The following is a 12,581-nucleotide window of genomic DNA, read 5'->3' as shown; positions in this document are numbered from 1 at the left end:
GGCGAGACCGCGGTCTCCGCTCCACGGGGAGCCGCCGACCGGTCACCACCTGCGAGGCTGCGCACTGTCACCGAATCGGGCATACTGTGGCGCGTCACAGCCGATCACGCGGCTGTCCACGCGGCGATTCCCGCGATCCAGCTGACGAACAGGACCACCGTGTTGAGGATTTCCCGACCGCGGTGCCGCGCCGTTCATGGCGCGGCCCGCCCGTACGCCGTCCCCGGTCCGGGGGAGACACGCCCTTGAGGCACGGTGTACGCCTGGCGATCGACCCCGGTAACGCCCGTATCGGCGTCGCGGCGAGCGACCCGAGCGGCGTGCTCGCCAGCCCGGTGGAGACCGTCCGACGCGGCAGGGGCGACATCCGTCGCATCGCCCAGCTGGTCGTGGAGCGTGAGGCACGCGAGGTCGTCGTGGGCTACCCCGCGTCGCTGTCCGGCGAGGAGGGACCCGCCGCCCGGTCCGCCCGCGAGTTCGCGACCGCACTCGCCGCGACCCTTCACCCCATCCCCGTACGCCTGGTCGACGAGCGCCTCACCACGGTGACGGCCCAGGCACAGCTGCTCTCGGGAGCCGCCTTCGCCAAGAAGGGCGCCAAGGGTGGCAGGGCGCGCCGGTCGGTGATCGACCAGGCCGCGGCCACCGTGCTCCTCCAGAGCACCTTGGACCAGGAACGGTCAACAGGCCACCCCCCGGGCGAGATCGTCCGCTCCAGCCAGGGAGAATCATGAACGACAGGGATTCCTACCCCGACGATCCCTCTCGTGGACGCGTCGACCGCGGTTACGACTACGATCCGCTGACCGACCCCGTCCCCACCCAGCCGAGGCCGCGCGGACGCCGGGCCCGCCCCGAACCGGAGACCCCGAACGAGCGGTTCGACGGCGACGGCCGCCCCCAGCCGCGCCGCGCCGCGGGCGACCCCCGAGCGCGGGGTGACCGTCGAGCTCCCGGAGAGCCCCGTACGCCCGGCCGCGCTCCCCACGGTGGTGCGGCCGAGGACCCCCTGGGCCCCGGTGCCCCGGCCCCCGGGCGCCGCCGCAAACCGGGCCCTCCCCCCGGTGAGCCGCCGCGCCGCGGCGGAGCCGCCGACGCCCTGCGCGGCGGACGTGCCGCCCGCTCCGCCACGGGCCGCCCCCGGGGACTCGAGGCGGACCGCCCCCAGCCGCCCGGCACCCCCGACCACCAGCCACCCGCTGCCGCCGAGCCCCGACGCGGGGCCGCCGACCCGACCCGGGACGCGCTCGCCGCCCTGGCCGACCTCGGCGGTCAGAACCCCCCGACGGCACCCTCCGCGCCGCCCGAGGACCCGCCCCGACGCGGTCGGCGGGCCCGTCCAGCCGAGGAGCCCGGCTCCCCGTCACCGCTGTGGGGCGAGGACGACGGCCCCATGCCCTCCTTCCTCGCCGACGAGCCCGAGGAGGAGCGCCGTCCCCGGCGTGGCCGCCGCAAGCGTGAGGCGCCCGACGGCCCCCCGGCCGCCGGACGCGGTCGGCGGCCGGCCCCCGACCCCCCCCAGGAGGAGGCCGGACCCCCCTCCGAGGCGTTCGACGGCCCCGCCACGGGCCCCACACCGGTGGTCGACGGACCCCGCCGTGGTCGGCGCAGGCGTGCCCGCCAGGAGGAGCCGCACACCCCGCCGCCCGCCGAGGAGCCCCCGGGCCGCCGCGGTCGGCGCCGGGCCTCCCGGGGCGCGGCCCCGGAGCCCGCCGCCGAGGAGACCGGTTTCCTCGCCGACGTCCCCGCCGACACCGCCGCCCTGGCCGCGTTCGGAGCCGGGGAGGAGGCCCCGTCCGACCCCCGCCGCGACGAGGGCCGGACCGACGCGTCCGCCGATGACTCCGCGGCCTACGACGCCTACGAGGACCACGACGCCCGCGACGACACCGCTGCGGCCGAGGAGGAGGCGTCCGGCGACGACGAGCCCGCCGGCCGTCGGGGCCGCCGGCGCCGACGCGGTCGCGGCGACGAGGAGCCCGCCGGCCGTCGGGGTCGCCGCAGGCGCGGCGGTCGGCGCGCCGCGGCGGCCGCCGAACCCGAGCCCGCCGACGAACGGTCCGACGCGGTGGACGACGAGGACGACGGGTACGAGGAGCCCAACCTCAACGACATCGCCGAGGCCTACGGCGGCAGCCGCAGGAAGCGCAAACAGCTCAAACAGGCGCAGAAGTCCAGGCGTGCGGGCGGATCCAGGGGCCGCGGACGCCGGAGCGGGAAGCTGACGGCCGCCGCCGTCGTGCTCGTCCTCGTCATCGGCGCGGGCGGCTACGGAGCGTTCCGCTACCTCGTGCCCGCCGACTACAGCGGGGAGGGGACGGGCGAGGTCGTCTTCGTCATCGAGAGCGGCCAGTCCGGCTCCGCCGTCGGCGAGGCCCTGGTCGAGGCCGGTGTGGTCGCCAGTGTCCGCGCCTTCACCGAGGCGCTCGGTGACGCCGAGGCCGAGGGCGGGGGCGGGCTGGAGCCCGGCACCTACTCCCTGGCGGAGAACATGAGCGCGGAGAGCGCCGTGGCCGCCCTGCTCGACGACACCAACCGCCTCGGCGGACGGGTGACCGTGCCGGAGGGGCTGCGCGCCCAGGCCGTCGAGGGCGGTGACGGGATCCTCCAGAGCCTCTCGGAGCAGTTGGGCATCCCGGTCGCCGACCTGGAGGCGGCCTACGCCGACACCGACTCCCTGGGGCTGCCCGAGTACGCGACCCAGGGCCCCGAGGGCTACCTGTTCCCCGAGACCTACCGGTTCGACCCCGGGGCCGAACCGGGGGCGGTCCTGCGCACCATGGTCACGCAGTTCCGCCAGGTCGCCGAGGAGGTCGAGCTGGAGCGGCGCGCCGAGGCGATCGGGTACGACCCCAACCAGGTCATGGCGATCGCCTCCATCGTCCAGGCCGAGAGCGGTCGGGAGGAGGACATGGCCAACATCTCCTCGGTCGTGCACAACCGTCTGGACCAGGGCATGCCGCTCCAGATGGACAGCACGTGCTTCTACGTGCTCGGCACCCACGGTCTCGCCCTCACACAGGAACAGCAGATCGCCTGTGAGAACGACCCGGGGGAGTACGGCACCTACGGCAGGGTCGGTCTGCCCGCCGGGCCGTTCGTGGCGCCGGGGAGGGCCGCCATCGAGGCCGCGCTGGAACCGGCTGACACGGACTACCTCTACTTCGCGCTCATCAACCCCGAGACCGGGGAGACCGGGTTCTCCAGGACCCTGGACGAGCACACACAGATGGTGAACGAGTACAGCGACAGCTGGTAGGGAAGGGAGACGCCCGTGCGCGCCGCGGTCCTGGGTTCACCGGTGGCCCACTCACTCTCACCGGTCCTGCACACCGCCGCCTACGCGGCGATGGGCCTGGACGGGTGGTCCTACGGCCGATACGAGTGCGACGAGGCGGGTCTGGCGCCCTTCCTGGGCGGACTCGGACCGGAGTGGGCCGGGTTGTCGTTGACCATGCCGCTCAAGCGCCGCGCCCTGGACCTGGCCGACGGCGTCAGCGACCTGGCCCGCCGGGTGGGCGGGGCCAACACCCTCGTCCGTGCCGACGGGGGCTGGCAGGCCCACAACACCGACGTCGAGGGCGTGGCCGCAGCGCTCGCCGAGGCCGGGATCGGCGCGCCGCGCGAGGCGGTCGTCCTGGGGGCGGGGGCCACGGCGGCCTCCGCGCTCGCGGCGCTGCTCCGGATGGGCCTCACCTCGACCGTCACCGTCCTGGCCCGGGACACGTCCCGCACCGGCGAGGTCACCGCGGCGGCGGAGCGGCTCGGGCACCCCGTGCGGGTCGCGCCGCTCTCCGAGATCGACGCCCACCTGGACGTGGACCTGGTCGTGTCGTCCCTGCCCTCGGGGGCTGCCGACCGCCACGCCGACCTCCTGTCCGCCTCGCGCGCCGACCTGTTCGACGTCGTCTACTCGCCGTGGCCCACCGCCGCCGCCCGTGCGGTGGCCGGACGCGGCGGTCATGTGGTCGGTGGCTTCCCGATGCTCCTGCACCAAGCGGTCGCCCAGGTCCGGTTGATGACCGGGATCGCCGACGTCCCCGTCGCGGCCATGCGCGCCGCGGGTGAGGCGGAACTGGCCCGCCGCTCGGAGACCGCCGCGTGACCGAGCACCCCGGGCGTGGTGCTAAAGTGGTGCAGTATCGACTTGGTCCGGTGTGCGCGCACACCGGAACCGCAAGCGGAGAATGATCCTCCCACCTGCCGGGCTCGGTCCGTGTGGGTTCCGGTTCGATGACAGGCAGCCGCGTCGTGCTCGCCGGGGTTCCCCAGGGGATCCGGCGCACATGCGTGCCCGTTGTCGGGAACATCGGTCGGATCGCCCCGCTTGCACATGCTGGCGGGGTTTTCGCTTTTCGAGGACCCCGACGAGGCCGGGAGGCCCGACGGGTTCGGGCACCTCGGCCGCACAGGCCGTCCTCCGCCCGGCGGACGGCCGGTCCCAGGTAATCCGAGAAAGCTAGGGAGGGGTCTCATCAGCGCCGAGCCCCGCATCAATGACCGCATCCGGGTGCCCGAGGTCCGTCTTGTCGGACCCAACGGTGAGCAGGTCGGCATCGTCTCCGTGCAGGACGCGCTGCGTCTGGCCCAGGAGTCCGACCTCGATCTCGTCGAGGTCGCGCCGACCGCCCGCCCGCCGGTCGCCAAGCTGATGGACTACGGCAAGTTCAAGTACGAGTCCGCGGTGAAGGCGCGCGAGTCGCGCAAGAACCAGTCGAACACGATCATCAAGGAGATCAAGCTCCGCCCGAAGATCGATCCGCACGACTACGAGACCAAGAAGGGTCACGTCGTCCGGTTCCTCAAGAGCGGGGACAAGGTCAAGGTGACGATCATGTTCCGCGGGCGCGAGCAGTCCCGGCCCGAACTCGGCCGTCGGCTGCTGGCGCGGCTGGCCGAGGACGTCCAGGATCTTGGCACGGTCGAGTCCCAGCCCAAGCAGGACGGCCGCAACATGGTCATGGTGATCGGTCCGCACAAGCGGCGGTCCGAGCACAAGGCCGAGGCCCGTGCAGCGGCGGGGGACAGGACCCGCCGCCAGCAGCGCGAACAGGCGTAGCGGCGTCAGGGGAAGTCCCCCACCGCCCGGTCGCCGTGTGAACGGAAGCCGGGTGGTGGGGTGGGCTGTGCGCGAACGGCCCGGACGCGTCGGTAGGACGGCGTGCTGGGGGCCCGCCATAGCAGCGGAAGAACCGCGTCACCAGCCCACCGCTGGTGGTGCGCCGACGGAGTAGGAGACGACGGCGACATGCCGAAGAACAAGTCCCACAGTGGAGCCAAGGACCGCTTCAAGGTCACCGGTTCCGGCAAGATCATGCGCCGCCGTGCCAACAAGAACCACATCCTTGAGCACAAGACCTCCAAGCGCAAGCGCAAGCTTGGCAACGAGGCCGTGCTTGCTCCCGCCGACACCAAGAGCATCAAGAAGCTCCTCGGCAAGTAGGCCGAACCCTTCCCCCTCCCGCGGGAGTGCCCACGCGCCCGGCGCGACGACGGCACCCGGAGGGGGACCACCTGAAGCGAACACGGCCGCCGGGCTCGTCCGAGCCGGGCGCCTCCGTGCGCCGTGCGCGCCGGAAGAGACAACGAGGGAGTCACAGTGGCACGCGTGAAGCGGGCTCTCAACGCCAAGAAGAAGCGCAAGGTCGTCCTCGACCGCGCCAGTGGTTACCGCGGTCAGCGCTCGCGCCTGTACCGCAAGGCCAAGGAGCAGATGCTCCACTCGATGACCTACTCCTACCGGGACCGCAAGGACCGCAAGGGGCAGTTCCGTCGTCTGTGGATCCAGCGCATCAACGCCGCCTCCCGCGCCAACGGCCTCACCTACAACCGCCTCATGCAGGGCCTGAAGCTGGCCGGCATCGAGGTCGACCGTCGCATGCTGGCCGAGCTGGCCGTCAACGACGAGGCCGCGTTCGCCGCCCTGGTGGAGAAGGCCAAGCAGGCCCTCCCCGCCTCCGCCGCGGCCTGACGCCCCTGGGAGACGACGCGATGGCGAGCCACGAGTTCACGAGTATCCGTTCACCCAGGATCAAGGGGGTTCGGCGGCTCGCCAAGCGCACCTTCCGCCAGCGCGAGCGGCGCTTCCTGGCGGAGGGGCCGCAGGCGGTACGGGAGGCCCTGGCCGCCGCGGCCGACGGTGCTCGGTCCCCGGAGGGGCCCGGCGCCGGGGTGGTCGAGGTCTTCGCCACGGCGGAGGCCATGCAGCGCCACCTCACTCTGGTGGACGCCGCCCGGGAGGCCGGTGTCCCCACCCACCGGGTCAGTCTCGACGTGATGTCGGAGCTGGCCCAGACCGTGACCCCCCAGGGGATCATCGCGGTCTGCGAGTTCGTCGACGTGCCCCTCGACCGTGTCGGCGACGTCCGCCTGGCGGTCGTGCTCTCCCATGTGCGCGATCCCGGCAACGCGGGCACCGTCCTGCGGACCGCCGACGCGGCGGGGGCCGACGTCGTCGTCTTCACCGACGCCTCCGTCGACCCCTACAACGGCAAGTGCGTGCGCGCCTCCGCCGGGAGCCTGTTCCACCTGCCGGTGGTCGTCGGCGTCCCGGTCGCCCGTGCGGTGGAGTTCCTGCGCGAGCGCGGCGCCACGGTGTGGGCCGCCGACGGGGGAGGCCCCCGCGACCTGCACGAGGTCGCCGACGGCGGCGACCTCGACGGTCCCGTCGGCTGGGTCTTCGGCAACGAGGCATGGGGACTGCCCGAGGAGACGGTGCGTCTCACCGACGGAGCGGTCAGCGTTCCGATCTACGGCGGGGCCGAAAGCCTGAATCTGGCCACCGCCGCGGCGGTCTGTCTCTACACCACCGCCCGTCAGCAGCGACGATCCCCGAACACGGTGGTCTGACCAGGACGTACCCCGACCACGGGGTGCGCCCTCACTCTCCGTGTCCTCCGGAGTCCGCGCGGGCCGGACGTGCGCGCGGTCGGTCGCGCGTTCCACCCGAAACGCACATCCTCGGACGGCCGGTGCCGATAGGGTCGTCCTCGGGCCACGGAAGGCCCATGCGGATTCCGCGTAGGCGGCCGCGCGCCCACCCGCGTCACGGGTGGGCGGTGGGGTGAACCGTCGTCGCCGGGCAGGCTTGACGACACCGTGTGAGCACGCGCCGCGCCAGCCGGACGGAGGATCCCCGTCCACGGAGGGTGGGGTGCTCGGGGAGTGCTTGTACGCTCGTCTACCGTCGGACGGCCCGATCCCGGTCCACAAGGCGTACCAGGTCGGAGTGCAGGGTAGACAACCTGCGGTGGTGCCCGCGGACGTGGGGCGGACACCGCCGGTCAGCGGTCCTCGGCCCGGCGCACGTACGGTCGTGGATCTTCAAGGGGAGCGGGGAGAGGCGTGGGCAGCGGCCGGCAGGCGGATCACCCGGCGGAGGACTCAGGCGGTGGAACCGGGCACACCACGGGGGACCCCGGGCGGGGGGCCGAACCAGCTACCGATATTCCCGTTGATTCGGAGAATACGCCCGATTCGGGCGTTCGTTTCGCCCGTGCTCCGGAAACGGACACCGCCGCCCTCTGGGAGGTCGACGGAGTCTCCGGCGGACCCGGTGGCGCCCCCCTGCACGCCGACGACCTCCCCGACGGCGTGGTCGTCGCCGACGCGCGTGGTCGTGTCGTCCTGTTCAACGCCCAGGCGTCCCATCTGACCGGCACCCCGGCCCGTTCCGCCCTCGGCCGCGACTTCCGCGAGGTCCTCCCCCTCATCGGTCCCGACGGCCACGACTGGTGGGAGGCCAGCGACCCCTACGGCGGTGACCGCGAGCGCGTCCGCCAGGCCGAACGCTCCCTCTACCTGCCCGACGACCGCGAGATCCTGGTGGCCGCCCGGTACGTGCGCGCCCGGCCCGGCGGCGACCTCGTCCGTCTGGTCATCACCCTCAGGGACGCCGCCACCAGCGCCGACCGCAGCCGCGCCGACCTCGTCTCGGAGGTCGCCCACGAACTGCGCTCCCCGTTGACCAGCGTCAAGGGGTTCACCTCCACCCTGCTGACCAAGTGGGAACGGCTCACCGACAAGCAGAAGCTGTTCATGCTGGAGACGGTCAACGCCGACGCCGACCGCGTCACGCGCCTCATCCACGACCTCCTCGACGTCTCCCGGATCGAGTCCGGTCGCCTGGAGGTGCGCCGCCAGGTCGTCGACCTTCCCGACGCCGTGCGCCGGGTCGTCGCCGGGCGTGTGGCCGCGGGAGAGCCGGAGGGCCGCTTCCGGGTGGAGACCCGCGGCGAACTCCCGCAGATGTGGCTCGACGCCGACAAGATCGACCAGATCCTGGCGAACCTGGTGGAAAACGGGGTGCGGCACGGCGCTGGTACTGTCAGTATCGTGATCGAGCCGTGTGAGGGAGGAGCAGCGGTGTCGGTGCGCGACGAGGGCCAGGGCATCGCGCCCGAGACCATTCCGCGCGTCTTCCGCCAGTTCTGGCGCAGCAAGCACCGGAGCGGGACCGGCCTCGGGCTGTTCATCGTCAAGGGCCTCGTCGAGGCCCACGGCGGCACGATCACCGTCGGGCGCGCCCCCAGCGGCGGCGCCGAGTTCCGATTTACCATGCCCGCCGGGACCCCCGAGTTCGTCTGAACCCTCAGACTTCGGCCCCGGTGGGCGTCCCAGCGTGCCCGGGCCACGGTGGTGGACCCGTCACCCGGGCCGCCCGCAACCCGCCTGTGCTTGTCCTGTCGGCTTCGTCCGCCCCCCGAGGGCGGACCGTGACTGCCGCCCACCCCCGTCGCGGGGTCCGGCGGCGAGGCAACCAACCATGTCTGCACCGAACGATTCCTTCGACCCCGTCGAGGTGACCCCCCTGCACCCCGACGAGGTCGCCCGTATGCGTGAGGAGGCTCTGGCCGCCATCGAGGCCGCCAAAGACCTCGCCGAACTCAAGGAGGTCCGGCTCGCGCACGCCTCCGACCGCTCGCCGCTGGCGCTCGCCAACCGGGAGATCGGCGCGCTGCCCCCGGCCGCCAGGGCCGACGCGGGCAAGCGCGTCGGCGGCGCCCGCCGCGACGTGGGCCAGGCGCTCAAGGCCCGCCAGGCGGTCCTGGAGGCCGAGCGCGACGAGCGCGTCCTCGTCGAGGAGCGGGTCGACGTCACCCTGCCCTGGGACCGCGCGCCGCGCGGGGCCCGGCACCCGCTGACCACCGTCGCCGAGCGGATGGCCGACATCTTCGTCGGTATGGGCTTCGAGGTCGCCGAGGGACCGGAGGTCGAGGCGGAGTGGTTCAACTTCGACGCCCTCAACTTCCTGCCCGACCACCCGGCCCGCACCATGCAGGACACGTTCTTCGTCGAGAGCCCCGACGGAGGCGAGACCGGTCTGGTCATGCGCACCCACACCTCCCCCGTCCAGGTGCGCGCCCTGCTCTCGCGTGAGCTGCCCGTCTACGTGGTCGCGCCCGGCAAGACCTTCCGCACCGACGAGCTCGACGCCACGCACAGCCCGGTCTTCCACCAGCTGGAGGGCCTGGTGGTGGACAGGGGCATCACCCTGGCCCACCTGCGCGGCGCCATCGACGCCTTCGTGCACGGCATGTTCGGCGAGGGCCTGCGGACCCGGTTCCGCGCCTCCTACTTCCCCTTCACCGAGCCGTCCGCCGAGGTGGACATGGAGTGCTTCGCGTGCCGCGGCGCGTCCGTGGGCAACCCGGAGGCGCCGTGCCGTACCTGCTCCAGCGAGGGGTGGATCGAGATCGGCGGTTGCGGTGTGGTCAACCCGCGCGTGCTCACCGCCGCGGGGGTGGACCCCGAGGTCTACAGCGGATGGGCCTTCGGTCTGGGAATCGAACGGACACTGATGTTCGCGCACGGGGTGCGCGACATGCACGACATGGTCGAGGGCGACGTTCGCTTCACCTCGGCGTTCGGGAGTGAGAACTGATGCGCGTCCCCATGAGCTGGCTGCGGGAGTACGTCGCCCTGCCGTCCGACGTCACCGCCCGCGACCTCGCCGCCAAGCTGACCCTGGCCGGCCTGGAGGTCGAGACCGTCGACGAGCTCGGCTCCGACATCAGCGGCCCCGTCGTCGTCGGCCGTGTGCTGGAGATCGAGGAGCTCACCGGTTTCAAGAAGCCCATCCGCTTCTGCCGGGTGGACGTCGGACCGGCCAACGGAACCGGTGAACCGCAGGAGATCGTCTGCGGCGCCCGCAACTTCGGCGAGGGCGACCTCGTCGTGGTGTCCCTGCCCGGAGCGGAGCTGGCCGGCGGCTTCCGCATCGGTGCCCGCAAGACCTACGGCCGGATGTCGGCCGGCATGATCTGCTCCGCGCCCGAGCTCGGGCTGTGGGAGGACCCCGACGGCATCATCGTCCTGCCCGAGGGCTTCGGGGAGGTGGGGACGGACGCCATCGGTCCGCTCGGCCTGCGTGAGGACGTCCTCGACATCGCCGTCACCCCGGACCGCGGCTACGCCCTGTCCATGCGCGGGGTGGCCCGGGACGTCGCCGCCCTGTACGGGGTGGACTTCCGCGACCCCGCCGCCGTCGAGACCGCCGAGCCCACCGGCGGGGGCCACCCGGCCGAGGTCGACCCGAAGGTGTGCGACCGCTACGTCCTGCGCGGCGCCACCGGTTTCGACCCGCAGGCGCCCACGCCGATGTGGATGCGCCGTCGGCTCCACCACAGCGGCGTGCGTCCGATCTCCCTGGCGGTCGACGTCACCAACTACGTGATGCTCGAACTCGGACAGCCGCTGCACGCCTGGGACCGCGGCCGACTCAGGGGCGCCCTGACCGTGCGTCCCGCGGCGCAGGGGGAGAAGCTGGAGACCCTGGACCACGTCCAGCGCGCCCTGGACCCCGACGACATCGTCATCGCCGACCAGACCGGCCCGGTCAACATCGCGGGCGTCATGGGCGGACTGTCCACGGAGATCTCCCTGACCACCACCGAGGTCCTGGTGGAGGCCGGGCACTTCGAGGCGATGCACATCGCGCGGACCTCGCGCCGCCACCAGCTGTCCTCGGAGTCCTCCCGCCGCTTCGAGCGCGGTATCGACTCCGCCGTGCAGCTGGCCGCCGCCACCCGCGCGGTCGAGCTCCTCGCCGAGCTGGGCGGCGCCACCGTCGAGGGCGCCTACACCCACGTCGACCAGACCACACCCCGCACGCCGATCCGCGTCGGTGCCGCCCACGCGGGCGCCGTCGCCGGGGTGGACTACCCCGAGGGCACCACGGAGAAGTGGCTGCGCCTCCTGGGCTGCGAGGTCGAGGCCGACGGCGACACCCTGGCGGTCACCCCGCCCACCTGGCGGCCCGACCTGACCGACCCCAACGACCTGGCCGAGGAGGTCATCCGGCTGGAGGGGTACGAGAACATCCCCTCGGTCCCGCCGCGGGCCCCCGCCGGACGCGGGCTGACCGCCAGCCAGCGGCTGCGCCGCGCGGTCGGGCGGACCCTGGCCGCCACCGGCTACAACGAGGTGCTCAGTTACCCCTTCGTGGGCGAGCGCGACCTCGACGGGCTCCAACTGGAGGCCGACGACGCCCGCCGGGTGAGCCTGCGTCTGGCCAACCCGCTCAACGACGAGGAGCCGCTGCTGCGCACCACGCTGCTGCCGGGCCTGTTCAAGGCCCTGGTGCGCAACGTGGGCCGCGGCTTCCCCGACGTCGCGCTCTTCGAGATGGGCCTGGTCTACCGGCCCAAGCCCGGATCGACCCGTGCGCCGCTGCTGCCGGTCGACCGGGGGCCCAGCGCCGAGGAGCTCCGCCAGATCGACGCCGCCCTGCCCGACCAGCCGCGCCGGGTCGGCGCTGTCCTGGCGGGCGACGTCGAACGCGCGGGCTGGTGGGGGCAGGGCCGACGGGCCTGCTGGGCCGACGCGATCCAGGTGGCCCGGGACATCGCCCGGGTCGCCGGGGTCGAGCTGGAGGTCGAGGCCGACCAGCACGCCCCCTGGCACCCCGGCCGCTGCGCCGCGCTCTACACGCGGGTGGACGGTGAGCGCGTGCTCGTGGGTCACGCCGGTGAGCTGCACCCGCGCACGGTCAAGGCGTTCTCCCTGCCCGAGCGGAGCGCGGCCGTCGAGGTCGATCTGGACCGCATGGAGGGCGCCCGCGCCGAGACCGTCGCGCCCGAGGTGTCCACCTATCCGGTGGCCACCCAGGACGTCGCCCTCATCGTGGACGAGGCGGTCCCGGCCGGAGCGGTCGGCGACGCCCTGGCCGCGGGCGCGGGAGACCTGCTGGAGAGCGTCCGCCTGTTCGACGTCTACACCGGCGAGCAGGTCGGGGAGGGACGTAAGTCGGTCGCCTTCACCCTGCGGTTCCGGGCCGCCGACCGCACGCTGACCGCCGAGGAGAGCGCCGCGGCGCGTGACGCCGCGGTGGCCGAGGCGGTCGAGCGCACGGGGGCGACCCCGCGGGCGTAGTTTCTCGTTCTCCTGGAGCGGTCACTCGAGGGGGTCTTCCGTTCGGGCGCCGGCAGGGTGCTGCAAGACGAGGCAAGCCGCGTAGCGAGGAACGAGCGACAGGCGCCGCCGAGGATGAAGCACCCCTGCCTTGAGGGCGCCCGAACACGGTCCAAAGCGGAGCGGAGGACCAGAACAAACACGGCGGGGCCGGTCGACCCCTCACGGGG

The 12,581-nt window shown here is 73.3% G+C and carries 10 protein-coding genes; all 10 read left to right on the top strand.

Annotation, left to right across the window (positions count from 1 at the left end; genetic code table 11):
• The first annotated feature begins 245 nt into the window (after positions 1-245).
• The 10 genes from ruvX (at position 246) to pheT (ending at position 12,372) form a co-directional block, all read left to right on the top strand.
• A complete protein-coding gene (gene ruvX, locus DVR05_RS03485; RefSeq protein WP_116244348.1) occupies positions 246-734 on the top strand; it encodes a Holliday junction resolvase RuvX in 489 nt (162 codons plus the stop codon).
• On the top strand, positions 731-3,259 hold the full coding sequence (gene mltG, locus DVR05_RS03480) for an endolytic transglycosylase MltG (protein ID WP_116244347.1): 2,529 nt from the start codon (positions 731-733) through the stop codon (positions 3,257-3,259). Before ruvX ends, mltG begins: the two co-directional genes overlap by 4 nt.
• Before the next feature lie 15 nt (positions 3,260-3,274).
• Positions 3,275-4,105 (top strand): shikimate dehydrogenase, encoded by an 831-nt coding sequence (locus tag DVR05_RS03475; RefSeq protein ID WP_116244346.1) that lies wholly within the window; start codon positions 3,275-3,277, stop codon positions 4,103-4,105.
• A gap of 369 nt (positions 4,106-4,474) precedes the next feature.
• On the top strand, positions 4,475-5,059 hold the full coding sequence (gene infC, locus DVR05_RS03470) for a translation initiation factor IF-3 (RefSeq protein WP_083924251.1): 585 nt from the start codon (positions 4,475-4,477) through the stop codon (positions 5,057-5,059).
• Between the two features lie 189 nt (positions 5,060-5,248).
• Positions 5,249-5,443, top strand: a complete 195-nt coding sequence (rpmI, locus tag DVR05_RS03465) for a 50S ribosomal protein L35 (RefSeq protein ID WP_116244345.1) — start codon at positions 5,249-5,251, stop codon at positions 5,441-5,443.
• Positions 5,444-5,599: 156 nt separating this feature from the next.
• Positions 5,600-5,971 carry a 50S ribosomal protein L20 gene (rplT, locus tag DVR05_RS03460; protein ID WP_198659025.1) on the top strand — a complete coding sequence of 124 codons (372 nt, stop codon included), beginning with the start codon at positions 5,600-5,602 and terminating at the stop codon, positions 5,969-5,971.
• Between the two features lie 20 nt (positions 5,972-5,991).
• Positions 5,992-6,849, top strand: coding sequence for an RNA methyltransferase (locus tag DVR05_RS03455; protein ID WP_116244344.1), 858 nt, complete (start codon positions 5,992-5,994; stop codon positions 6,847-6,849).
• A gap of 495 nt (positions 6,850-7,344) precedes the next feature.
• The gene (locus DVR05_RS03450; RefSeq protein ID WP_198659024.1) at positions 7,345-8,586 is read left to right on the top strand and encodes a PAS domain-containing sensor histidine kinase; all 1,242 of its coding nucleotides are present in this window, start codon (positions 7,345-7,347) and stop codon (positions 8,584-8,586) included.
• 178 nt (positions 8,587-8,764) lie between these two features.
• Positions 8,765-9,883, top strand: coding sequence for a phenylalanine--tRNA ligase subunit alpha (gene pheS / locus DVR05_RS03445; protein WP_116244343.1), 1,119 nt, complete (start codon positions 8,765-8,767; stop codon positions 9,881-9,883).
• Complete coding sequence (pheT, locus tag DVR05_RS03440) at positions 9,883-12,372, top strand: phenylalanine--tRNA ligase subunit beta (protein WP_116244342.1); 2,490 nt, start codon at positions 9,883-9,885, stop codon at positions 12,370-12,372. The genes pheS and pheT overlap by 1 nt, the downstream gene beginning before the upstream one ends.
• Positions 12,373-12,581 lie beyond the last annotated feature (209 nt).

Origin of the sequence: Nocardiopsis sp. FIRDI 009 (assembly GCF_003386285.1) — a bacterium.
Classification (GTDB): Bacteria; Actinomycetota; Actinomycetes; order Streptosporangiales; family Streptosporangiaceae; genus Nocardiopsis.
This window is presented reverse-complemented; position numbering and strand designations above follow the sequence as displayed.